This is a genomic window from Shimia marina, assembly GCF_001458175.1.
Lineage (GTDB): Bacteria > Pseudomonadota > Alphaproteobacteria > Rhodobacterales > Rhodobacteraceae > Shimia > Shimia marina.
Genome location: NZ_CYPW01000032.1, coordinates 162,552 through 186,459, shown reverse-complemented (window position 1 = coordinate 186,459; position 23,908 = coordinate 162,552). Strand labels below are relative to the sequence as shown.

18 protein-coding genes are annotated in these 23,908 nt (G+C 58.4%); all 18 read left to right on the top strand.

The genetic code is table 11. The annotated features are described in order from the left end of the window. Window positions 1-27: 27 nt before the first annotated feature. Complete coding sequence (locus SHM7688_RS17105; protein WP_058241156.1) at window positions 28-975, top strand: ABC transporter permease; 948 nt, start codon at window positions 28-30, stop codon at window positions 973-975. Further along, on the top strand, window positions 972-1,793 hold the full coding sequence (locus tag SHM7688_RS17100; protein WP_370733597.1) for an ABC transporter permease: 822 nt from the start codon (window positions 972-974) through the stop codon (window positions 1,791-1,793). Before SHM7688_RS17105 ends, SHM7688_RS17100 begins: the two co-directional genes overlap by 4 nt. Beyond that, window positions 1,790-3,412 (top strand): ABC transporter ATP-binding protein, encoded by a 1,623-nt coding sequence (locus SHM7688_RS17095; RefSeq protein ID WP_058241155.1) that lies wholly within the window; start codon window positions 1,790-1,792, stop codon window positions 3,410-3,412. Before SHM7688_RS17100 ends, SHM7688_RS17095 begins: the two co-directional genes overlap by 4 nt. Then, a complete protein-coding gene (locus SHM7688_RS17090; RefSeq protein ID WP_058241154.1) occupies window positions 3,399-4,847 on the top strand; it encodes an aldehyde dehydrogenase family protein in 1,449 nt (482 codons plus the stop codon). The genes SHM7688_RS17095 and SHM7688_RS17090 overlap by 14 nt, the downstream gene beginning before the upstream one ends. A 17-nt stretch (window positions 4,848-4,864) precedes the next feature. Next, window positions 4,865-5,608: an SDR family oxidoreductase gene (locus SHM7688_RS17085; protein ID WP_058241153.1), complete on the top strand. Its 744-nt coding sequence runs from the start codon at window positions 4,865-4,867 to the stop codon at window positions 5,606-5,608. A 154-nt stretch (window positions 5,609-5,762) separates the two neighbouring features. Beyond that, window positions 5,763-6,347: an ANTAR domain-containing response regulator gene (locus tag SHM7688_RS17080; protein WP_058241205.1), complete on the top strand. Its 585-nt coding sequence runs from the start codon at window positions 5,763-5,765 to the stop codon at window positions 6,345-6,347. Next, on the top strand, window positions 6,344-7,519 hold the full coding sequence (locus tag SHM7688_RS17075) for an ABC transporter substrate-binding protein (RefSeq protein WP_058241152.1): 1,176 nt from the start codon (window positions 6,344-6,346) through the stop codon (window positions 7,517-7,519). The genes SHM7688_RS17080 and SHM7688_RS17075 overlap by 4 nt, the downstream gene beginning before the upstream one ends. Window positions 7,520-7,779: 260 nt before the next feature. Then, window positions 7,780-9,144, top strand: a complete 1,365-nt coding sequence (locus SHM7688_RS17070) for a CmpA/NrtA family ABC transporter substrate-binding protein (protein WP_058241151.1) — start codon at window positions 7,780-7,782, stop codon at window positions 9,142-9,144. Between the two features lie 258 nt (window positions 9,145-9,402). Further along, window positions 9,403-10,485: an ABC transporter permease gene (locus SHM7688_RS17065; protein ID WP_058241150.1), complete on the top strand. Its 1,083-nt coding sequence runs from the start codon at window positions 9,403-9,405 to the stop codon at window positions 10,483-10,485. A gap of 5 nt (window positions 10,486-10,490) precedes the next feature. After that, window positions 10,491-12,170, top strand: coding sequence for an ABC transporter ATP-binding protein (locus SHM7688_RS17060; RefSeq protein ID WP_058241149.1), 1,680 nt, complete (start codon window positions 10,491-10,493; stop codon window positions 12,168-12,170). A 2-nt stretch (window positions 12,171-12,172) separates the two neighbouring features. Further along, a complete protein-coding gene (nirB, locus tag SHM7688_RS17055) occupies window positions 12,173-14,617 on the top strand; it encodes a nitrite reductase large subunit NirB (RefSeq protein ID WP_058241148.1) in 2,445 nt (814 codons plus the stop codon). Then, on the top strand, window positions 14,614-14,949 hold the full coding sequence (gene nirD, locus SHM7688_RS17050; RefSeq protein WP_058241147.1) for a nitrite reductase small subunit NirD: 336 nt from the start codon (window positions 14,614-14,616) through the stop codon (window positions 14,947-14,949). Before nirB ends, nirD begins: the two co-directional genes overlap by 4 nt. Beyond that, entirely contained in the window at window positions 14,946-17,570 is a 2,625-nt protein-coding gene (locus SHM7688_RS17045; protein ID WP_058241146.1) for a nitrate reductase, read from the top strand. Before nirD ends, SHM7688_RS17045 begins: the two co-directional genes overlap by 4 nt. Window positions 17,571-17,925: 355 nt before the next feature. Next, on the top strand, window positions 17,926-19,509 hold the full coding sequence (locus tag SHM7688_RS17040) for an ABC transporter substrate-binding protein (RefSeq protein WP_058241145.1): 1,584 nt from the start codon (window positions 17,926-17,928) through the stop codon (window positions 19,507-19,509). 1 nt (window position 19,510) lies between these two features. Further along, on the top strand, window positions 19,511-20,467 hold the full coding sequence (locus SHM7688_RS17035) for an ABC transporter permease (protein WP_058241144.1): 957 nt from the start codon (window positions 19,511-19,513) through the stop codon (window positions 20,465-20,467). A 10-nt stretch (window positions 20,468-20,477) separates the two neighbouring features. Further along, the gene (locus tag SHM7688_RS17030) at window positions 20,478-21,296 is read left to right on the top strand and encodes an ABC transporter permease (RefSeq protein ID WP_144432624.1); all 819 of its coding nucleotides are present in this window, start codon (window positions 20,478-20,480) and stop codon (window positions 21,294-21,296) included. Continuing rightward, on the top strand, window positions 21,293-22,930 hold the full coding sequence (locus SHM7688_RS17025; protein WP_058241142.1) for an ABC transporter ATP-binding protein: 1,638 nt from the start codon (window positions 21,293-21,295) through the stop codon (window positions 22,928-22,930). The genes SHM7688_RS17030 and SHM7688_RS17025 overlap by 4 nt, the downstream gene beginning before the upstream one ends. A 132-nt stretch (window positions 22,931-23,062) precedes the next feature. Beyond that, entirely contained in the window at window positions 23,063-23,905 is an 843-nt protein-coding gene (locus SHM7688_RS17020) for an alkaline phosphatase family protein (protein ID WP_058241141.1), read from the top strand. Window positions 23,906-23,908: the final 3 nt, after the last annotated feature.

Below are 23,908 nucleotides of genomic sequence, written 5' to 3'. Positions count from 1 at the left end.
CACTCACACAAAGTTTCTGTCCACCCTATGCTCCGCTACACCCTCAAACGCGCGCTCTCTTTAGGGCTCAGCCTGATCGTGGCCTCCCTCGTGATCTTCTTTGTGATCGAGGTGGTGCCCGGCGATCCGGCGAGCTTTATGCTGGGTCTCAATGCCCAGCCCGACACCATCGCGGCCCTACGCGCAGAGCTGGGTCTGGATGTGCCCAAGTTTGAGCGCTACCTCACATGGGTGGGTGGCATGTTGCAGGGCGATTTTGGTCTCTCTTATACCTACCGCACCCCGGTGACAGAGATGATTGGCGACCGCATCTGGGTCTCCCTGCCACTGGCGCTCTATGCGCTCACGCTCTCCACCCTGATCGCCTTCCCCGCTGGCATCTACGCCGCCGCCCGCCGCGGCAAAGCGGGCGACATGGCCGTCATGGGCGCCACCCAGTTTGGCATCGCCGTGCCTAACTTCTGGTTTGCCATGATGCTGGTCCTGATCTTCGCCATCAACCTGCGCTGGTTCTCTGCGGGGGGCTTTGTCGGTTGGGACAAAGGCTTTGGGGCCGCCATGCACTCCCTCACCCTGCCCGCCATTGCGCTTGCCCTGCCGCAATCCGCCATCCTCGCCCGCGTCATGCGTTCCGCCCTTCTGGATGTGCTCGGCGAAGATTTCATGCGCACCGCCCGCGCCAAAGGCCTCTCCCGCCGTCAGGCGCTGCTGCGCCACGGGTTGCGCAACGCCATGATCCCGGTGCTCACCATCATCGGCATGCAGTTCTCCTTCCTGCTCGCAGGCGCCATCATCATCGAACAGGTCTTCTTCCTGCCCGGTCTCGGCCGCCTGATCTTTCAGTCGATCTCAGCCCGTGACCTCATTGTGGTGGAAAGCGTGGTCATGCTCTTGGTGTTCCTCGTGATTCTCGTCACCTTCCTTGTTGATCTCGCCTACGCCGCGATTGATCCCCGCCTGAGGGCCCGCACATGAGCCTGTCGCGCAATATCCTGATTGGCGGTCTGCTCTGCCTGATCGTGGTCAGCACCGCGCTCCTGAGCTTTGTCTGGACGCCTTATGACATCACCACGATGGACATCCCCAACAAGCTGCAAACGCCCAGCGCCACGCATTGGTTTGGCACCGATCATTTCGGGCGTGACATCTTTTCGATGATCATGGTGGGCGCACGCACCTCGCTCGCGGTGGCGCTGGTGGCGGTGGGCATCGGCATGGGCCTTGGCGTGCCGCTTGGCCTCTGGGCCGCCGCGCGCCAAGGCGGTTGGGCGGACGAGTTGATCATGCGCGGCAACGACCTGATCTTTGCCTTCCCCAGCCTCGTGATCGCCATCCTGATCACCGCCATCCTCGGCCCCGGTGCGCTCAACGCCATCCTCGCCATCGGCATCTTCAACGTGCCGGTCTTTGCCCGCCTCACCCGCGCCGGCGCGCTGCCGCTCTGGCAACGCGATTTCATCCTCGCCGCCCGCGTCGCAGGCAAATCCCGCGCCCTGATCAGCGTTGAGCACATCCTGCCCAATGTCGCCAACCTGCTGATCGTGCAGGGCACCATCCAGTTCTCCCTCGGCATTCTGGCAGAGGCTGGCCTCTCCTATGTGGGCCTTGGCGCACAGCCGCCCACGCCCTCATGGGGCCGCATGCTCGCAGATGCGCAAACCATGGTCTCCTTCGCGCCTCACCTCGCACTGATCCCCGGCCTCGCCATCATCAGCGCTGTCCTTGGCCTCAACCTCTTAGGCGACGGGTTGCGCGACTGGCTGGATCCCAAAATCCGCGTGGTGCGCACATGACCCTGCTTTCCGTGCAAAACCTCTCCCTCTCCATCTGCCCCACCCCGATCCTGAAAGACATCAGCTTCACCATCGCGCCGGGCGAAATCCTCGCGGTCACCGGCGAAAGCGGCTCCGGCAAATCCATGACTGCCCTCGCGGTGATGCAGCTGCTGCCCGATACAACCGAAACCTGCGGCCAGATCCTGTTAAACGACTCAGATCTGCTGACCCAGCCCGAGGCCAACCTCTGCACCCTGCGCGGCAATGACATCGGCATGGTGTTTCAGGAGCCGATGACCGCGCTCAACCCGCTGCAGACCATCGGCACGCAGGTGGCCGAAACCATCCGCATCCACGCCAAAGCCCCCAAAGCCGAGGCCATGGCGCAGGCCGCCGCCATGCTCACTCGCGTCGGCCTACCGCAAGACCGCTTCCCGCTCAGCCGCTACCCGCATGAGCTTTCCGGCGGCCAGCGTCAGCGCGTGGTCATCGCCATGGCCATCGCCCGCCGCCCGCGCCTACTGATCGCCGATGAGCCGACCACTGCTCTGGATGTCACCACGCAGGCCCGCATCCTCGATTTGCTGAAAGATCTCGTTGCCGAGTTTGACATGGGCCTGCTGATGATCACCCACGATCTCGCCGTGGTGGCTGATATGGCCGACCGCATCCTGGTCATGCGCAAAGGCGAGATTGTCGAACAAGGCGCCACCCAACAGCTGCTCTCCAATATGCAGCACCCCTATACGCGCGCGCTCTTTGAAGCCTCAGGCCACACCGTCGATCTGCCTGCGCTGCAAGGCACGCCAGCCCCGATCCTCACGGTGCAAAACGCCGTCAGGGACTACGCGCTGCCCCGCACCCAACTCTTTGCCCCCCGCGCCTTCCACCGCGCCGTCAACGATGTGTCCTTCACCATTCACCAAGGTGAACGTGTCGGGCTGGTCGGCGAATCCGGTTGCGGAAAATCGACCCTAACACGGGCCATTCTGGGGCTGGAGCCGGTGCAAAGCGGCCAGATCACCGCCTTTGAGCACCCGGTCGGCGCAGCCATGCCAGCCGCGCTGCGTCTCAAAACGCAGGTGGTGTTCCAAGACCCCTACAGCAGCTTCAACCCGCGCCACCGCGTTGCCAGCATTCTGACAGAACCCTTCCATCTGGTGCAAAACCCACCCAAAGGCGCAGCCCTGCAGAGCCTCATCGGCGAGGTCCTCACCGATGTCGGCCTCACACCTCAGGACGCACAAAAATACATCCACGAATTCTCCGGCGGCCAGCGCCAGCGCATCGCCATCGCCCGCGCCCTCATCACCCGCCCCGAGCTGATCATCTTTGACGAGGCGGTCTCCGCGCTGGATGTCTCCATCCGCGCGCAAATTCTCGATCTGATCGCCGATCTCTCCCGGCGACACAGCCTCGCCTATCTCTTCATCTCCCACGACCTTTCTGTGGTGCGCACCGTCACAGACCGCGTGCTGGTCATGCAAAACGGCGAAATCGTCGAGGAAGGCGCGACCGAAGCGGTCTTTGCCACCCCGCAGCACAGCTACACCCAAAGCCTGATCGCCGCGGCCCCTGTTTTGCCAGACTTGGTCGCACTGACTTCCAAAACCGAGACAATATATGACCCTGCCTGATCTGTTTTTTGACCCCTCCAAATGCCTCATCGGCGGCACATGGCAGCCAGCCCTGTCTGGCGACACACTGGCGCTGACCAACCCTTCAGACGGCAGCCCCCTCGCCACCATCGCACGCGGCACCAAAGCAGACATCGACGCCGCTGTGGCCGCCGCGCAGGCAGCGCGCAACAGCGACTGGGGCCGCGCCACCGCAGTGGAACGCGGCCGCATTCTCACCCGCATCGGCCAGCTCGTGATGGAGCACGCCGAGACACTGGCACGGCTTGAGGCGCAGGACGTGGGCAAACCGCTCACACAGGCCCGCAATGATGTCACCGCTCTGGCGCGCTATATGGAGTTTTACGGCGGCGCAGCCGATAAAGTGCATGGCGAAACCATCCCCTATCTGGAGGGCTACACCGTCTACACCCTGCGCGAACCTTTCGGCGTGACCGGCCATATCGTGCCATGGAACTACCCGATGCAGATCATTGGCCGCTCGGTCGGGGCCGCGCTGGCCATGGGCAACGCCTGTGTGCTCAAACCCGCCGAAGAGGCCTGCCTCACCGCGCTGGCCTTTGCCCACCTCGCCCAACAGGCAGGCCTGCCGGATGGCGCGCTCAATGTGGTGCCCGGTCTGGGGCCCGAGGCCGGGGCCGCGCTCGCCGCCCACCCGGATGTGAACCACATATCCTTCACCGGCTCGGTGAACACCGGCCGCCTTGTGCAAACCGCCGCCGCAGAAAACGTCGTGCCGGTCACGCTGGAACTGGGCGGCAAATCCCCGCAACTGGTCTTTGCGGATGCCGATCTGGACACCGCCCTGCCCTTCCTTGTGAACGCTGGCATCCAGAACGCGGGCCAGACCTGCTCTGCCTCCTCCCGCATACTGGTGGAGCGCAGTGTCTATGAAGAGGTCAAATCCCGCATGAGCGCCGCCTACAAAGCGATGCGCGCCGCCCCTGCCATGGAAGACGCCACCCTCGGCCCGCTGATCTCCGCACGACAAAAAGACATCGTGTCAGACTTCCTCACCAAAGGCGCAGACCTGACCATCGCTGCCCAAGGCGAAATCGCCACCCACGCCCCCGGCCACTACGTGCCCCCCACGCTCTTTGCCGATGTCCCCCCCGATCACCCCCTCGCGCAGGAGGAAATCTTCGGTCCGGTGCAGGTGCTCATCCCCTTTGACAGCGAAGAAGAGGCACTGCAGATCGCCAACAGCACCAGATACGGCCTTGTCGCCTCGGTCTGGTCCCAAAACGGCGCGCGCCAGATGCGTCTGGCCAAACAACTCAACGCCGGTCAGGTCTTCCTCAACAACTACGGCGCAGGCGGCGGGGTCGAGCTGCCCTTCGGCGGCACCGGCCACTCCGGCCACGGCCGCGAAAAGGGCTTTGAAGCCCTCTTCCACTTCTCCCAACTCAAAACCGTCGCCGCGCTGCACGGTTAAGCCAAAGGAGCAGACACATGCGTCTTGCAAACAAAACAGCCATCATCACCGGCGGCGCTCAGGGCTTTGGCGCGGGCATCGTTGACAAATTCCTCACTGAGGGCGCAAAAGTGCTGGTCGCGGACATCAACGGCGAGGCCGCCGCCACCAAAGCCGCCGCGCATGAAAACGCCACCCCCTGCACCGTGGATGTCTCTGATGCCACCAGCGTGCAGAGCATGATCGACACAGCACTTGGCGCTTGGGAGCAGATCGACATTCTGGTAAACAACGCCGGCGTCACCCATCTGCCTGCCCCGATGGAGACTGTGACCGAGAGCGATTTTGACCGGGTGTTTGCCGTGAACTGCAAATCCATCTACCTGATCGCCCAGACGCTCATCCCCCATATGAAATCCCGCGCGGCCGGCGCGATCCTCAACATCTCCTCCACCGCCGGGCTGTCCCCACGCCCCAACCTCAACTGGTACAACGCCTCCAAAGGCTGGGTGAACACCGCCACCAAAGCCATGGCTGTCGAACTTGCGCCCCACGGCATCCGCGTCAACGCACTCAACCCGGTGGCGGGCGAAACCCCGCTACTGAAATCCTTCATGGGTGAAGACACGCCAGAAATCCGAGCCAAATTCCTCTCCACCATCCCGCTCGGCCGTTTCTCCCAGCCCGAAGACATGGGCAACGCCGCCGCTTTCCTCTGCTCTGATGAGGCCTCCATGATCACCGGTACATTGATGGAGGTCGATGGCGGACGCTGCATCTAAACCGCCCATCTTTGAGGCGCAACACCCTTAACAGCCCAAAATACAGGCAAATACCCTCCTCTCAGGCCCACACAGCCCCCCTACCGCTCTGGCCTCGCGCCGCACTGCAGCGCTACCAACAGGCGATCCACCGCCAGCGGAGCCAGTGTCAGCCGTGACCGCCAAGCTTACCATCCTCATTGTCGAACCCGACAAAACCCGCGCGGATGCCATCATCGACAGCCTCGTGGCCACCGGAGATCACCATATCCGCGTGCTCGCTGAATCCACAGGCCTCGCCCGCTCTGTGGCCGAACTCAACCCCGATCTTGTGCTGGTCGATGTCGCCAACCCCAGCCGTGACGCCATTGATGCGTTGGCACTGGCCTCCTCCCCACTGGAGCGCCCGGTGGCGATGTTTGTGGACCGCTCAGATGACGGGCTGACCAAGGCCGCGATTGAAGCGGGTGTCTCCGCCTATGTGGTGGATGGCATGCATCCGGATCGGGTCAAACCCGTGCTCGATGCCGCCATCGCCCGCTTTCACATGTTCGCCCGCATGCGCAATGAACTGGCCGCCACCAAACGCGCCCTCGAAGAGCGCAAGATCATCGACCGCGCCAAAGGCATCCTGATGCGCGCCCGTAACCTCTCAGAGGATGAGGCCTATGCGCTCATCCGCAAAACCGCCATGGGACAGGGCAAAAAGATCGCCGATGTCGCGCAGGCGCTGGTCACTGCCTCGGAACTGCTGTCATGAGAACCCTGCCCCTTGCCGTTGGCTTTATGCCGCTTGTGGATGCCGCCCCGCTGATCATCGCCCATGAGTTGGGCTTTGCCGAAGAAGAGGGCCTCGCCCTGCATCTGCAAAGTGCGCCAAGCTGGTCCACCCTGCGTGACCGGCTGGTGCTGGGCCAGATCGAAGCCGCCCATATGCTCGCCCCCGTGCCCGTGGCCATGGCGCTGGGACTGGGCGGTGTGCCCACGCAACTGGATGCGCTTTGTGTGCTCTCGGTGAATGGCAACGCCATCGGCATTTCCAACGCCCTAGCGGATGAAATCGCGGCCAAAGCCCCGCTGCCCGGCTTTCTGGATGCCACCGCCACGGGACAGGCGTTGGCCAATCTTGGCCGCACCCTGCGTGTGGGCGTGCCCTTTCCCTTCTCCATGCATGCCGAGCTGCTGCACTATTGGCTGGCCAGTTCCGGCCTGAACACGCCCGAAACGCTGGACATGCGCATTATCCCGCCCCCCCTCATGGCAGAGGCCATCGCCGCAGATGAAATCGACGCCTTCTGTGTTGGCGAGCCATGGGGCAGCATCACCGTGGAACAGGGCGGTGGTCAGCTTCTGGTCGCCAGCGCCGCCATCTGGAACTTCACCCCGGAAAAAGTACTGGCCGTGCGCCGCGACTGGGCACAGGCTGAAGATGATCTCACCGGCCGCCTGATCCGTGCGGTCTGGAAAGCCGGGCGCTGGCTGTCTGATCCGTCCAAACGTTCCACCGCCTCTGACATTCTCGGCTGGCCGGAATATCTGGATGTCTCCCCGGACATTCTGGAACGCGCGCTCAGCGGACAAATGCTGACACAGGCGCGCGGCACATTGACCACCGTGCCCCGGATGCTGGAATTCTTCGACAGCGCGGCCACCTTCCCCTGGCGCAGTCAAGCTGCCTGGATAGGCACCCGCATGGCCGCCCGCTTTGGACTGGACCGGGTGCAATCTGCTCAAACCGCCTCCAAGGTCTTTCGCAGCGATCTCTACCGCCGCCATCTGGCGAATCTGGGAGCCGTGATGCCCCTGGCTTCGGAAAAATGCGAAGGGGCACTGGATGCGCCCACAGTGCATAAAGCCACCAATGGCACGTTGGTTCTGGGCCCAGATCGATTCTTTGATGGGCGTATTTTCGACCCGGCCCAGCCAGAGTGATGAAAAAACATGCAATCGCAGAAAATGACGCGGCGGCGCAGCGTGATTCACCAAATCTTACTTGAGCGACTCCCGCCGGATTTTCCAAGATGACCTCAAGGTGAAGCAAGGACGCTTCACGCCTCCCACCCCGAATGACCGGGGAAACTTCTGAGCAAAGCCGCTCGACCCCGCTGGATCTCCCTTCCGGTGCGTGTCGCGCGGCTTTTTTATTTTTACGCCCTTCCTCCATCCACCGGGCACAACACAGGGACTGCAATATGAAACGCATTGCTTCGATCCTGGCAGCCACGACCGTCTTCGTGACCCCTGCCATGGCAGAATTGGAACTGGAAAAAGACGAGCTGACCTTCGGCTTCATCAAACTGACAGACATGGCGCCACTGGCCGTGGCCTATGAGCAGGGATATTTTGATGACGAAGGTCTCTTCGTAACCCTCGAAGCACAGGCGAACTGGAAAGTCCTGCTGGACGGTGTGATTGATGGCCAACTGGACGGCGCGCACATGCTCGCCGGTCAGCCGCTGGCCGCCACCATCGGCTACGGCACCGAGGCCCATATCATCACGCCTTTCTCCATGGATCTGAACGGCAATGGCATCACCGTTTCCAACCAGATCTGGGAAGAAATGAAACCGCATGTGCCGCTGATGGAGGATGGACGCCCACAACATCCAATCTCCGCCGCGTCGCTCAAACCGGTGGTTGAGAAATACACCTCGGAAGGCAAGCCGTTTAACATGGGCATGGTCTTCCCCGTCTCCACCCACAACTACGAACTGCGCTACTGGCTGGCCGCCGGTGGTCTGGAGCCAGGCTTCTATTCTCCTGAAAACATCTCTGGTCAGATCGGCGCAGACGTCCTGCTCTCCGTGACGCCTCCGCCACAGATGCCCGCCACCATGGAAGCTGGCACCATCTACGGCTACTGCGTAGGCGAGCCTTGGAACCAACAGGCCGTGTTCAAAGGCATCGGCGTGCCGGTGATCACCGACTATGAACTCTGGAAGAACAACCCGGAGAAAGTCTTCGGTCTGAACGCCGAGTTTGCCGAGAAATATCCAAACACCACATTGGCCGTGACCAAAGCCCTGATCCGCGCCGCCATGTGGCTGGATGAAAACGACAACGCCAACCGCGAAGAAGCCGTGCGCATTCTAAGCCAGCCAGAATATGTCGGCGCGGATTACGACGTGATCGCCAACTCCATGACCGGCACATTTGAATATGAAAAGGGTGACAAACGCGAGGTTCCGGACTTCAACGTGTTCTTCCGCTACAACGCAACCTACCCTTTCTATTCCGACGCGGTCTGGTATCTGACTCAGATGCGCCGCTGGGGCCAGATTGCGGAGGCCAAGCCAGACAGCTGGTATGACGAGGTGGCCAAATCGGTCTACAAGCCTGCGATCTACCTCGAAGCCGCCCGTCTGCTGGTGGACGAAGGTCTGGCAAACGAAGCGGACTTCCCATGGGACAGCGATGGCTACAAAGCGCCCACACCGGCGGAAGACATCATTGATGGCATTCCCTACGACGGGCGCACGCCCAACGCCTATCTGGAAAGCCTGCCCATCGGCCTGAAAGGCGATCAGCGCGTCGTAGGCACCGAGGTACAGGGTTAAGCGGCAGCCGATTTTGAACACTCCCCGTGGGAGGGCGGGTGGGGCGAGCTTGCCAATCTGGCAAGAAGCGTCCCTGCCCTCCCACACCATCTTCAAAATCGCAGCAACGCCCGCCGCCTTAAGAAACCCACGGCCGTCAAAAAACACCGCCGCCCTACGGACGGAAAACCGACGCAATACCGACGCGCCATTTCACCGTTAGCCTTTCTCCCAAACGCGCAACAGCGCTCCCAGAGCCCCCAAGCCACGGACAGATCCATGACCACAATCGACCCCCAAAACTTGGCAGATGAAGAGCGCGAAGCCCGTCGCGCGCGCCTCTTCACCCGCATCAACAAGGCCGACGCCTGGTTTCAGGTTCTCGGCCTCAGCTTCATCACGCCTATTCTCAAAGCCGCCGCAGGCGACAACCCCAAATCACAAGCCACTGAAATATGGCGACTTTTAGGAGTTCCCCTCCTCGCCATCTGTGTTTTCCTGATGCTCTGGGCCAACCTCGCGCCCAAAGTACAAACCTCACTCGGCGCCATTCCCGGCCCGAAAGACGTCTGGTCCGAAGCTGTACTTCTGCATGAGGACGCGCAGGCAAAGGCGGCCAAAGAAGCGAAATTCTACGAGCGGGTAGAAGCCCGCAACCAGAAGTTCATCGAAAAAGGCCAGCCCGAAAAAGTCAAAAATATCAAATACACAGGCAGCCCCAGCTACTACAATCAGATCTGGACTTCGATCAAAACGGTCTTCTTTGGCTTCCTGATCGGCGCCATCGTCGCGATCCCTCTGGGCATCATGGCCGGCCTCTCTCCCTATGCCAATGCCGCGATCAACCCGCTGATCCAGATCTTTAAACCGGTCTCGCCGCTGGCATGGCTCCCCATCGTCACCATGGTGGTCTCCGCCACCTACACCGTTGAAGATGGTCTGTTCTCCAAGAGCTTCCTGACCTCCGCGATCACCGTAACCCTTTGTTCTCTATGGCCAACTCTGATCAACACCTCACTCGGCGTGGCCTCAATCGACAGGGATCTGGTGAATGTTTCCAAAGTTCTGAAGATGAACACATGGACCAAGATCACCAAGCTGGTGCTGCCGTCCGCTCTGCCGCTGATCTTCACTGGTCTGCGCCTGTCGCTCGGTGTTGGCTGGATGGTCCTGATCGCCGCAGAGATGCTCGCCCAGAACCCGGGTCTCGGCAAATTTGTCTGGGATGAGTTCCAAAACGGCTCCTCCAGCTCACTCGCCAAGATCATGGTCGCGGTCTTCACCATCGGCATCATCGGCTTCCTGCTCGACCGCCTGATGTATGCGATCCAATCGCTCTTCACCTTTAGCGCAAACCGGTGATCCCCATGAGTGTTCTGAAATTTGACAATGTCTCCAAGAGCTTCGGCGAAGGCACCGCCAAAACCGACGTTCTGAAAAACATCAATCTCGAAGTTGAGGAGGGCGAGTTCCTCGTGCTGCTTGGCTTCTCCGGCACCGGGAAAACCACACTGATCAACCTGATGGCGGGCCTTGAAACACCCTCCGCTGGCAGCGTGACTTTCAAGGGCCAACCGATCTCAGGCCCCGGCCCAGAGCGTGGCGTGATCTTTCAAAGCTACTCTTTGATGCCCTGGCTGACAGTGAACGGCAACGTGCGCCTTGCCCTCGACAGTGTGTTTCCCAACATGCCCAAGGCCGAAAAAGAAGAGAAGGTGGACCACTATATCAAAATGGTTGGTCTCTCTCACGCCACCGGCCGCCGCCCGGCCGAACTCTCTGGAGGTATGCGACAACGTGTGAATGTTGCGCGTGCGCTGGCCATGAATCCTGAAGTTTTACTTCTGGATGAACCGCTTAGCGCGTTGGACGCCCTCACACGTGCCAATCTGGCCGATGAGATTGAAGCCATCTGGTCCGCAGAAAGAAAGACCTGTGTGCTGATCACCAACGATGTAGACGAGGCTATCATCCTCGCCGACCGCATCATTGCCCTCAACCCCGACGGCACTTTGGGGGAAGAGTTCAAAGTGGACATTCCACGCCGCCGCGACCGGATGGAAATGAACCATCACGACGGCTTCAAAAAACTGCGGGCCAAGGTCACCAAATATCTGATGGACGTGGGCATCGCGGCAAAAGCGGAAGGCACCAAAGTCTTGCCAGACGTGACCCCGATCCACGGAGTGCCTGCGGCGGTCAAAGATGCGCAGAAGGGTATGATCGATCACAACTTCCTCGACTTCTCCAAGCTGCATAAAATCTATCCGACCCCCAAAGGCCCCCTAACCGTGGTGGAAGATTTTGACCTTAAAATTCAACGCGGTGAGTTTATTTCGCTGATTGGCCACTCAGGCTGTGGCAAGTCCACCGTTCTGACCATGGCTGCGGGTCTGAACGCCATTTCCAAAGGCGGCATCCGTCTGGACGGTCGCCATGTCGAAGGCGCAGATCCAGAACGCGCTGTGGTGTTCCAATCCCCCAACCTCTTCCCTTGGCTCTCCGCCAAAGAGAACGTCGCGATTGGTGTGGATAAAGTCTATCCCAAAGCCAGCCAGGGCGAACGTCAGGACGTGGTGGAATACTATCTGGAGCGTGTTGGCCTCGCGGATGCCATGGACCGCCCGGCGCATTCCATGTCCAATGGCATGAAGCAACGTGTCGGCATCGCCCGTGCCTTTGCTCTCTCCCCCAAACTGCTGCTTTTGGATGAGCCTTTCGGGATGCTTGACAGCCTCACCCGCTGGGAGCTGCAAGAGGTTTTGATGGAAGTCTGGGACCGCACCAAGGTGACCGCCATCTGCGTGACCCATGATGTGGACGAAGCCATCCTGCTGGCGGATCGTGTGGTGATGATGACCAACGGCCCACAGGCCACCATCGGTAAGATCGTCGATGTGGATCTGCCCCGCCCACGCACCCGTCAGGCCTTGCTCGAGCATCCAGATTATTACCGGTATCGCCAGGACGTGCTTGATTTCCTTGAGGAATATGAACACGGCGCCAAGCCAAAACCCAAAGCCGCCAAAGCCATCGCTGCGGAGTGAACATGACCCAGAAACTTATCATAATTGGTGCAGGCATGGCCGCTGGCCGCGCTCTTGAGCACCTGTTTGAACAAGCGCCAGACGCCTATGACGTCACCTTGTTCAACGCAGAACCGCGCGGAACGTATAACCGCATTATGCTTTCTCCTGTCCTATCAGGGGACAAGAGCTTTGAAGACATCGTCACCCATACTGCCGAATGGTATGAAGACAACAGCGTGACCTGCCGCTTTGGTGAAAAGGTCGTGAACATTGACCGTACAGCCAAGACTGTCACCTCCGACACCGGCGATATGCTGTCGTATGACAAGCTGGTCATCGCCACAGGTTCAAACCCATTTATCATCCCACTCCCCGGACATGATTTGGAGGGCGTGATTGCTTACCGCGATTTGGAAGACACCAACACCATGATTGCTTTGGGCGATAAGCCTGATGCCAAGGCTGTGGTGATTGGTGGCGGTCTGCTGGGCCTTGAAGCCGCCGCGGGTCTTGCCCTGCGGGGTGTAGATGTGACCGTGGTGCATATCATGGGCCACCTGATGGAGCGTCAACTTGATGAGGCCGCAGGCTACTTGCTGCGCAAGGCGTTGGTGGACAAAGGCATTACCGTCAAATGCTCCGCCAACTCCAAGGAAATTCTTGGAGAGAACGGCAAAGTCAAAGCGCTGCTTTTGGACGATGGCACCGAATTGCCCTGTGATCTCTTGGTGATGGCTGTGGGCATCCGCCCCTCTGTTGCACTGGCCTCTGACGCAGGTCTCGCAACAGGGCGTGGCATCCATGTGGATGATCAGATGATCACCTCTGACGAGGATATTCTCTCGCTTGGGGAATGTGTTGAGCACAACGGCGATATCTTTGGTCTGGTGGCGCCAATCTTTGATCAGGCCAAAGTGCTTGCCAAAACCCTGCTTGGGGAAGAGGCGGCCTTTGTGAATAAAGACGTGGCCACCAAACTGAAGGTGACCGGGTGTGATCTCTTTTCAGCAGGCGATTTTGCCGAAGGCGAAGGCCGCGAAGACATCGTCTATCGCGATCCGGCGCGCGGCGTCTACAAGCGTTTGGTGCTCGAGAACGACCGCATTATCGGTGCCGTGATGTATGGCGACACCGCAGATGGCAACTGGTTCTTTGGCTTGATCAAAGAGCGGGAAGACATCTCTGAAATGCGTGACACTTTGATCTTTGGACCTGCCTACCAGGGGGGAGACCCCGTGGACCCTATGGCGGCCGTTGCAGCCTTACCGGCTGACGCAGAAATCTGCGGCTGTAACGGCGTTTGCAAAGGTCAGATCGTGGAGGCCATTGGCAATGGCGCGACCACATTGGAAGACGTGAAAGCCACCACAAAGGCCTCCGGGTCTTGTGGCACCTGCACCGGATTGGTGGAACAGGTTCTGGCCGTCACTCTGGGCGATGATTTTGTCATGCCCGCCGCCAAATCCGTATGCGGATGCACCGACCTCACTCATGAGGATGTGCGACGCCTGATCAAATCACGCGAGCTGAAATCTCAGCCCGCTGTTTGGCAGGAACTGGGTTGGAGCACGCCTAACGGCTGCCATGTCTGTCGCCCGGCCATCAACTACTATCTTCTGGCAGATTGGCCGCTGGAATACGCAGATGATCCGCAAAGCCGTTTTGTTAATGAACGCAACCACGCCAATATTCAGAAAGACGGGACATATTCCGTTGTGCCACGCATGTGGGGCGGCATCACAACACCGGATGAACTGCGGGCGATTGCCAATGCCGCCGACAAATACGATGTGCCCACTGTGAAGGTCACAGGCGGGCAGCGTATCGACCTGCTTGGCGTTAAGAAAGAAGATTTGCCTGCAATCTGGTTTGACTTGAATCAGGCTGGGCTCGTCTCTGGACACGCCTATTCTAAGGGGTTGCGCACGGTCAAAACCTGTGTGGGCACAGATCATTGCCGCTTTGGCACACAAGACAGCACCGGTCTGGGCATCAAGCTTGAAAAACACCTCTGGGGCTCTTGGACGCCACACAAGCTCAAGCTCGGCGTGTCTGGTTGCCCACGCAATTGTGCGGAGGCGACCTGCAAAGATATCGGCGTGATCTGCGTGGATTCAGGCTATGAAATCTCCATCGCCGGCGCGGCCGGCATGGAAGTGAAAGAGACCGAACTGCTGTGCAAAGTGGCCACCGAAGAGGAGGCCATGGAGGTCATCTCAGCGATGACGCAGATCTATCGTGAAAACGCAAAATATCTGGATCGCATTTTCAAATGGGTCGCCAAGGTTGGATTGGACTGGGTCAAAGAACAGATTGTCGATGATCTCCCAAATCGCAAAGCCTTGGCAGAGCGTTTCGAAATTTCTCAATCCATCTACCGCACGGATCCCTGGGCAGAGCATGCCACGCAGAAAGCGGAAACCTATCAACCGGTGGCCAACCTGACGCTGGAGGCAGCAGAATGAACTGGATCGACATTTGTGACATCACCGACATTCCCCTGCGCGGCGCGCGGATTGTAAAATCTTCCATGGGCTGCGTCGCAGTGTTTCGCACCACGGAAGACGAAGTCTTCGCCACCTCAGACCGCTGCCCGCACAAGGGAGGCCCGCTCAGCGAGGGCATCGTTCACGGCAAAAGCGTCACATGTCCATTGCACAATTGGGTGTTTGATCTGGAGACCGGAGCAGCACAGGGCGCCGATGAAGGCCAAATCGCAACCTTTGCGACACAGGTCGTGGACGGGCGCGTGCTCCTCGACGCCACAAACATCATGACAGCTTTGGCAGCAGAATGAGCACCGTCACCTGCACCACTTGCCCATATTGTGGCACCGGATGTGGCGTGCGCGCCGCGCTTCAAACCGATGGCAGTGTAGAGATCAGCGGTGACCCGGATCATCCGGCAAACTTTGGGCGTTTGTGCTCAAAAGGCTCTGCTCTTGGCGAAACCGTCTCCACCGAAGGACGCTTGTTGGCTCCCAAGATAGGACAACGACCTGCCGCATGGGATGAGGCTCTTGATGTCGTGGCAGAAGGCTTTCAACATGCCATTGATACTTATGGCCCGGACTCGGTGGCCTTTTACGTTTCCGGCCAATTGCTGACAGAAGACTACTATGTCGCCAATAAGCTGATCAAAGGCTACATCGGCACCGCGAATATCGACACAAATTCGCGCCTGTGCATGGCCTCTACAGTCGCGGGCCACAAGCGGGCCTTTGGCACAGACACCGTGCCCGGCACCTATGAGGATCTGGAAGCCGCAGATCTGGTGGTGCTGACAGGCTCTAACTTGGCGTGGTGCCATCCGGTGCTCTATCAAAGGCTCGCAGCGGCAAAAGCCGCGCGTCCTTCGATGAAAGTGGTTGTTGTAGATCCGCGCCGCACCGCTACCTGTGACATTGCAGACCTGCACCTTGCGCTGCGCCCCGGCACGGATATCGCATTGTTCAACCACCTCCTGTGTCAACTGCATGAATTAGGTGTCATCGACAGCACATACGTCAGCGCGCATGTCGCGGGCTTTGATGCCGCGTTAGATGCGGCAAGCGGCACGGATGTTCAGGTCACCGGTCTATCACACAAAGACCTTTCGACCTTTGTGTCGTGGTGGGCCACAACCGAAAAAACCGTCACCGTGTTCAGTCAGGGGGTGAACCAGTCAGATCATGGCACAGACAAGGTCAACGCAATCATCAACTGTCACCTTGCCAGCGGTCGCATTGGTAAAGAGGGCATGGGGCCGCTCTCTGTGACAGGACAGCCCAATGCCATGGGCGGACGAGAAGTCGGCGGGCTTGCCAACATGCTCGCCAACCATTTGGAGATTGCTGAGCCCAGCCACCGCGCGCTGGTTCAGGATTTCTGGGCCTCCCCCACCATAGTGACCTCTCAGGGCCTCAAAGCTGGCGATCTTTTCAAGGCCGTAAAGGGCGGTAAAATCAAAGCACTTTGGGTGATGTGTACCAACCCGGCCGTCAGCATGCCAAACGCATCAGAGGTGCGCGCGGCGATTGCCAGCTGCGATTTTGTCGTTGTGTCCGATATGTTTGACACCACAGAGACGGCGCAACTGGCCGACGTCGTGTTACCTGCGACGGGATGGGGGGAAAAAACCGGCACAGTGACCAATTCGGACCGCACCATCAGTCGCCAGCGCGGCTTTCTGCCACCCGCCGGGCAATCCCGCCATGACTGGCAGATTATCTGCGATGTGGCCAAACGTCTTGGCTTCGAGGATGGATTTGCTTTTGACAGTCCTGCAGACATCTTCAAGGAGTACGCGGAGCTCTCAGGCAAAGCCGCGCAGCTGGGCGTCGATTTTGACATCTCCGGCTTTGCTCAGATTTCCCCAGATGACTATGACGCACTATCTCCAACCCGCTGGCCTTATCCGGCAGAAAACACCGCCAATGCGCGGTTCTTTGCTGAGGGTGGCTTTTTCACCCCCAGTCGCCGCGCCAATATGATCGCAGTTCGCCAACCAGACCATAAAACGCCAGAAGCGAATACCACCTTCCGGCTCAACACCGGACGTATCCGTGACCAGTGGCATACCACGACGCGGACCGGTCGGGCGGCCAGACTTAATCAACACTATGGCGAGCCATTTGTCGAAATACACCCCGAGGACGCGCTGCAACTTGGCCTACGTCCTGCAGAGCTTGCGGTTTTGGAAAACCACTACGGCCGGGCTGTTATGCGCGTACTGGTCACAGATCGCGTCGCGCGCGGCGCGCCCTTTGCTCCCATCCACTGGACCATGCAAACGGCGTCTGAGGGCTGCGTGTCAGACGTGGTACATCCCGTGTTTGACCCGGTATCAGGACAACCTGACAGCAAATCCTCTTATGTGGCCATTCGGCCTTTCCTGCCAAAATGGTACGGCTTTGTGGTCAGCGCACAAGAAATCGCACCCAAAACAGCCTATTGGGCCAAATCCCGCACCTCACATGGATGGCAGTATGAAATAGCCCACGACGAGATGCCGGACTGCTGGGAAAGTTTTGCACGTGGCGTTTTTGAAGCGCCGGACGCCCTTGCTTCAAGTGTTATCGACACCAATCAGAGCAAAGCCCGGATTGCACTCCATCAAGGCGACAAACTGCTTGGCGCGCTTTACACCGACACACGCCCTGTGTCCTTGTCCCGCAGCTTTGCGGCCTCGCTTCTGAACTCGCGGGGGGAAGGCATCTTGGCGGGACGAGCCGGCGCAAATCAGCCAGATCCCGGAGCAACGGTTTGCGCGTGTTTCAATGTCGGCGTGAATACCATTCTCAACGCGATTGACGCCCAAAGCCTCGTAACTGTTGAAGAAATTGGTACAGCGCTTGCCGCGGGCACAAACTGCGGCTCCTGTAAGCCTGAGCTGGCCGCGTTGTTAAACACCAAACTAGCACGCACAGCCGCCGAATAAAACCGGCGTCTTTTCAAAAACTGAAATTTATAGCCTGCAAACCGCATTGGTGGATGGTGCCAAGGCCCTAAGATCGTGGGACGTGGCACCATCTTTTCGTGTGCATCAGCGACAAAGTGGCTGGCAACGCGCCAATGCCCCCCTCTGTTGTGATTCCTCCCAGCAATCCGGAAACGACATTTTTGTCGGTTTTCAATCACGAAGTGACGGTTTACACCTTCCATTCAAATCGCCGCACGTTCCGCGCACCTGAAAACCAAAAACTTTGTATGCGTATTCAAAATTTTACTTGCTTTGACGCGTACCAGAGCCGCAGCATGTGGAAAAACTAAATAGACAACATGGGAGTATCCTTATGAACGATGAACTGAAGTACCTGAGTCGCCAAACGGCTGTGGGGGCCCTGTCCCGCCGCAAATTCCTCGGTCGTGCAGGTGCCCTTGGTGTCTCCGCCGCAGCGGCAAACACAATGCTGTCTTCTGCTGTACATGCCGCAGGTCCGCAAAAAGGCGGCACCCTGCGCATCGGCCTTCAAGGCGGCTCCACCACCGACAGCATGGATCCTGCGCTCGCAGCCAACACCACTGCGGTCAACCTGATCCGCATGTGGGGGGAGCCTCTGGTTGAACTGACAGACGATGGCGGCATTCAGGGCAAAGTCGCCGAGAGCTTTGAAGCTTCTGCTGACGCGACCGCTTGGACTTTCACAGTTCGCAAGGGCATCACATTCTCCAACGGGCAAGAGGTGACAGCTGCTGATGTGGCGGCAACCATTGAACGTCACTCTGGCGAAGACACAAAATCCGGTGCGCTGGGGCTGCTGCGTGACATCAAAGATGTGCGTGTTGATGGCCGCAATGTGATCATCTCGCTGAACACAGGTAACGCTGACCTGCCATATCTGATGAGCGACTATCACCTCATCATTCAGCCAAACGGCGGCAAAGATGCACCGGATGCGGCCATCGGTACAGGCCCCTATATCATGAAAGAAATTGATATGGGTGTGCGCTTCGTGGCTGAGAAAAACCCGAACTATTGGGGTGACCTCGGCCATGCTGAGACCATCGAACTGCTGGTGATCAACGACAACACCGCACGTGTCGCTGCACTGCAATCTGGCCAGGTCGACATCATCGACCGTGTGCCGCCGCGCACCGCCGGTCTTGTGGCGCGTGCACCCGGCATCACAGTGGCCTCCACTGCAGGCCCGGGTCACTATGTGTTCATCGCGCACACCAACACCGCACCGTTTGATAACCAAGACCTGATGATGGCCCTGAAATACGGCATCAACCGTCAGGAAATGGTCGACAAAATCCTGTTCGGCTACGGCACCGTTGGCAACGACAGCCCGATCAACGCCTCTTATCCGATGTATTCGGAAATGGAACAGCGCGAGTATGATCCAGAAAAGGCCGCTGCCTACTTCAAAAAATCTGGTCACTCCGGCCCAATCCTGCTGCGTACCTCGGATAACTCTTTCCCGGGCGCTCCTGATGCGGCAGCCCTTTTCCAGCAATCTCTGAAAGCTGCTGGCATCGAGCTTGAAATCAAGCGTGAGCCAAATGACGGTTACTGGTCTGAAGTCTGGAACAACAAGCCCTTCTGCACCAGCTATTGGGGCGGACGGCCGACACAGGATCAGATGTTCACCACAGCTTATCTGTCGACGGCTGACTGGAATGACACACGTTTCAGCAACGAAAAATTCGACCAGATGCTGCTCGCAGCCCGTGCCGAACTCGACACCGGAAAGCGCAAACAGATGTATGCCGACATGGGCGAGATCCTGCGCAACCAAAGCGGCCTGATCTGTCCAATGTTCAACGACTTCGTCGATGCCTACAATGATCGCGTTGGTGGCTGGGTCGAAGGTGTGGCCGGTTTCTCCCTGATGCATGGTTACGCAGCGCAGCGGATGTGGGTGACAGGCTGATATGTCGCTCCTTTTAAAAATGTTGGCCCAGCGCATTGCGCTGGGTCTGCTCCTGCTCTTCCTCGTCTCCATTCTGATCTTTGGCGGTACTCTGATCCTGCCAGGAGACGTGGCTCAATCCATACTTGGCCAATCCGCCACCCCAGAAGCTCTCGCCAACCTGCGCGAAGAGTTGGGCCTCAACGAACCCGCAGTTGGGCGCTATTTTGACTGGTTGGGTGGTTTGCTTCAGGGCGATCTTGGCACGTCCCTTACAAGCGGACAGGACATTGCTTCCGCCATAGGCAAACGCCTTGGAAACACTTTTTTCCTCGCTTTCTGGGCCGCTCTTATCTCCGTGCCTCTCGCGATCCTGCTCGGCCTGATTGCCGTGCGCTATCGTGAACGCTGGCCGGACAAGCTGATTTCGGCTGTCACACTGGCCTCCATTTCAGTTCCTGAGTTTCTGATTGCCTATGTTGCGATCTTCTTTGTCTCCGTGCGCTTGAGGTGGGCCCCTTCGGTCACCACCATCAACGACAGCATGAGTCTGGGCGAAAAACTGCACACAATCTCGCTACCCATCACGGTTCTCACCCTTGTCGTGCTCGCACACATGATGCGCATGACGCGCGCGGCCATCCTGAACGTGATGCAATCCGCTTATGTGGAAACTGCTGAGCTTAAAGGTCTGCGCATGTTCACGATCATCTGGAAACACGCGCTGCCAAATGCGGTGGCACCCGTTGTGAATGTGGTCATGCTGAACATGGCGTACCTAGTGGTTGGCGTTGTCGTCATCGAAGTGGTCTTCACCTATCCCGGCATGGGCCAGTATCTGGTGGATCACGTTTCCAAACGCGACCTACCCGTTGTGCAAGCCTGCGGCCTGATCTTTGCTGGTGTCTACATCGGCCTCAATCTTGTCGCGGACATCGTCTCGATCATCTCAAACCCGCGTTTGCGGCATCCGAAATAGGGAGGATTTTCTGATGAGAATACCCATCGCCGCCCTGATCGGGCTGTGTTTCACTTCACTGTATTTCCTTGTGGCAATTTTCGCCCCATGGATCGCACCATATGGCGTGGCCGAAATTGTGAGCCGCGACGTCTGGCTGCCGCCGTCCAGCGAATTCCTGCTGGGTACGGACAACCTCGGACGTGATCTGTTAAGCCGCATGATTTACGGTGGGCGCACCACCATCTTCATCGCAACCGCAGCAACCATACTCAGCTTCACAACCGGCTCCATTCTCGGCTTTCTCGCCGCAGTGCTGGGTGGTTGGGCCGACCAGGCCATGAGCCGATTTGTCGATCTGATCATGTCGATCCCATCGCTCATTTTTGCGCTGGTTGTGTTGTCGGTTATGCCTGTCACTGTACCTGTGCTGATCGTGGTCATGGGACTGTTGGATTCCACACGCGTATACCGACTGGCACGCGCGGTCGCTGTGGACATCAACGTCATGGACTATGTCGAGGCCGCGAAGCTTCGCGGCGAAGGCCGCAGCTGGATCATCTTCCGGGAAATCCTGCCCAATGCTCTGTCTCCTTTGGTGGCAGAAATGGGCCTGCGTTTCATCTTCATGGTGCTGTTTGTGTCCACACTCTCATTCCTGGGTTTGGGCGTTCAACCGCCACAGGCAGATTGGGGCGGCATCGTGAAAGAGAACGCTGACGGCATCGTCTACGGTATCGGCGCGGCCCTCTATCCAGCCGTGGCCATTGCGACCCTCGCAATTTCCGTAAACCTCGTGGCGGACTGGGTTCTGAACCGCACCACATCACTGAAAGGGGGCCGCGGATGAGCGAAAAGCTTCTGAAAGTGCGCGATCTCAAAATCGGTGCAACCGTATATCCTCCCGGTGAAAAGCCTCATGACATCGAAATTGTCCATGGCGTGAGCTTTGAATTGGCGAAAGGTCAGGTGCTTGGTCTGATTGGTGAATCCGGTGCAGGGAAATCCACCATTGGTCTTGCCTCCATGGCTTATGGCCGAGGGGGCGTGCAGATCACTGGTGGTGAGGTCTGGGTGAACGGACGTGACATCCTGAAAACCTCTCAAGGGGACGTGCGCAATCTGCGGGGCGGCGAGGTGACCTATGTCAGCCAGTCCGCAGCAGCGTCATTCAACCCTGCCAAGAAGATCATGGATCAGGTGATCGAGGCAGCGGTCGGACAGGGCAAATTTTCCAAACGCGACGCAGAGGCCCGCGCGGTAGAGCTGTTTGGCAAACTGGGCCTGCCTGATCCGGAAAACATCGGAAATCGCTATCCGCACCAAGTGTCAGGGGGGCAGCTGCAACGTTGCATGACCGCTCTTGCGCTTTGTCCCGAGCCCGATCTGGTTGTGTTTGACGAACCGACCACCGCACTGGATGTGACCACACAAATTGATGTTTTGATGGCGATCAAAGAAGCCATTCGCGACACAGGTGTGGCCGCTCTTTACATCACCCATGACCTCGCCGTGGTGGCGCAGGTCAGCGACGATATCCTTGTGCTCAAAATGGGGGATATGGTCGAATACGGATCCGTTGATCAGATCATCAACAATCCACAGGAAGACTATACCAAGGCTCTGGTCTCTGTGCGGTCTATTGACCATGCGGAGAAAGCTCCGACGCCTGAACCTGTCTTGAAGGTGGAGAACATCACCGCCCGCTATAAGGGTACGAACTTCGATGTCCTCAAAAACATCAATGTGGAGCTGCATCCCGGTCAGACATTGGCCGTGGTGGGCGAAAGCGGGTCCGGCAAATCCACACTCGCACGGGTGATCACCGGATTGCTGCCCCAAAGCCGGGGCAACATCCATTTCGCTGGCCGCGACTTGTCTCCCAGCCTGGACGGGCGCAGTCGCGAGGATCTTCGCGAACTGCAAATGATCTATCAGATGGCCGATGTGGCCATGAACCCCCGCCAAACCGTGGGCACGATCATTGGCAGGCCGCTGGAATTTTACTTCGGCCTGAAAGGCGCGGAAAAACGCAAGCGGGTTGTGGAGCTTCTGGATGAAATCGAGATGGGCGAAAGCTTCATTGATCGCTATCCGGCAGAGCTTTCAGGTGGGCAAAAACAACGTGTGTGTATTGCCCGCGCATTGGCCGCCAAACCCAAGATGATCATTTGTGACGAAGTGACCAGCGCGCTGGACCCGCTTGTCGCCGATGGCATTCTCAAACTGCTGCTGGATTTGCAGAAAGTTGAGGACGTCGCTTACCTCTTTATCACGCATGATCTGGCGACAGTGAAAGCCATCGCGGACTCCATTTCTGTGATGTATCAGGGCGAAGTCGTGCGCTACGGCGGCAAGACAGATGTCTTGAGCCCGCCATTTGACGATTACACAGATCTCCTGCTCAGCTCCGTACCAGAAATGAAGCTGGGCTGGTTGGAAGAGGTCATCGCCAATCGCAAAATGGAAAGCGCGGGCAACTGAGCTTTTCATCCTGGAACACGTGCAAAGGCGACGTCACACAGACGTCGCCTTTGCTGTCTAAAGCCCCCTAAACACAAACTGAAGTCTGCTGAAAAAGCGCCTCTCTCAATAAAACAAAGACGGGAACACGACATGGACCGTAAACTGCTTTTGATCATTTTAGACGGAGTGCCATGGCGCAATTGGAACCGCCTGTTTGGCAATCTGGAGGGTTGGGTTGCCGATGGCACAGCGCAGAAGTGGAAAATGCGCTCTGTTCTGCCATCGACATCTGCAAGCTGCTATGCCTCCATCCACACGGGTGTCACACCACAGGAGCACGGCTGCACCGGCAATGGAAATGTGTTCCGCATCAAACAGCCCGATATATTCGCACAGGTACGCAAATCCGGCGGCATCACCGGAGCCGTCGCGCATTCATTCTGGTCAGAGTTTTTCAATCGTCACCCCTTCGACTATGTCCGCGACGTCGAATATGACGAAGAAGACAGCCCTACGATCAACCACGGTCGCTTTCATACGATGACAGGATATGGTGCGGCCAATCAGATGACACCTTGTGATGTGGATCTCTTTGCAACCCTTTCAAATCTCTGCCTCAAACGTGACTTGAACTATGGGATGCTCCACACCTGTACGCTCGACAGCATGGGCCATCGCTTCCAACACGACAGTCACGAAATGGATCATGCCTGTTTCGTGATGGATGAAATGCTGGCGCCTTTTATTCCGAAATGGCGCGCCTTCGGCTATGAGGTGATTGTGACAGCAGATCACGGACAGGATGCACGTGGGCACCACGGTGGCCGTGACCCGCTGCAACAGGAGTTCGCACTCTACTATTTTGGCGATGCACAAGGTCCGGCGCCAGAAACAGAGCTGGATCAGCTACAGCTTGCGCCCACGATTTTGAACCGACTGGGCGCCGACATCCCGCAAACAATGAAAGCTGCGCCTTTCTTGCCGAGAGACTGAGGA

Excerpts from the sequence above, each read along its gene's own strand:
- SHM7688_RS17105 (WP_058241156.1), top strand. The coding sequence starts at position 28 with ATGCTCCGCTACACCCTCAAACGCGCGCTCTCTTTAGGGCTCAGCCTG.
- SHM7688_RS17100 (WP_370733597.1), top strand. The coding sequence starts at position 972 with ATGAGCCTGTCGCGCAATATCCTGATTGGCGGTCTGCTCTGCCTGATC.
- SHM7688_RS17095 (WP_058241155.1), top strand. The coding sequence starts at position 1,790 with ATGACCCTGCTTTCCGTGCAAAACCTCTCCCTCTCCATCTGCCCCACC.
- SHM7688_RS17090 (WP_058241154.1), top strand. The coding sequence starts at position 3,399 with ATGACCCTGCCTGATCTGTTTTTTGACCCCTCCAAATGCCTCATCGGC.
- SHM7688_RS17085 (WP_058241153.1), top strand. The coding sequence starts at position 4,865 with ATGCGTCTTGCAAACAAAACAGCCATCATCACCGGCGGCGCTCAGGGC.
- SHM7688_RS17075 (WP_058241152.1), top strand. The coding sequence starts at position 6,344 with ATGAGAACCCTGCCCCTTGCCGTTGGCTTTATGCCGCTTGTGGATGCC.
- SHM7688_RS17070 (WP_058241151.1), top strand. The coding sequence starts at position 7,780 with ATGAAACGCATTGCTTCGATCCTGGCAGCCACGACCGTCTTCGTGACC.
- SHM7688_RS17065 (WP_058241150.1), top strand. The coding sequence starts at position 9,403 with ATGACCACAATCGACCCCCAAAACTTGGCAGATGAAGAGCGCGAAGCC.
- SHM7688_RS17060 (WP_058241149.1), top strand. The coding sequence starts at position 10,491 with ATGAGTGTTCTGAAATTTGACAATGTCTCCAAGAGCTTCGGCGAAGGC.
- nirB (WP_058241148.1), top strand. The coding sequence starts at position 12,173 with ATGACCCAGAAACTTATCATAATTGGTGCAGGCATGGCCGCTGGCCGC.
- nirD (WP_058241147.1), top strand. The coding sequence starts at position 14,614 with ATGAACTGGATCGACATTTGTGACATCACCGACATTCCCCTGCGCGGC.
- SHM7688_RS17045 (WP_058241146.1), top strand. The coding sequence starts at position 14,946 with ATGAGCACCGTCACCTGCACCACTTGCCCATATTGTGGCACCGGATGT.
- SHM7688_RS17040 (WP_058241145.1), top strand. The coding sequence starts at position 17,926 with ATGAACGATGAACTGAAGTACCTGAGTCGCCAAACGGCTGTGGGGGCC.
- SHM7688_RS17035 (WP_058241144.1), top strand. The coding sequence starts at position 19,511 with ATGTCGCTCCTTTTAAAAATGTTGGCCCAGCGCATTGCGCTGGGTCTG.
- SHM7688_RS17025 (WP_058241142.1), top strand. The coding sequence starts at position 21,293 with ATGAGCGAAAAGCTTCTGAAAGTGCGCGATCTCAAAATCGGTGCAACC.
- SHM7688_RS17020 (WP_058241141.1), top strand. The coding sequence starts at position 23,063 with ATGGACCGTAAACTGCTTTTGATCATTTTAGACGGAGTGCCATGGCGC.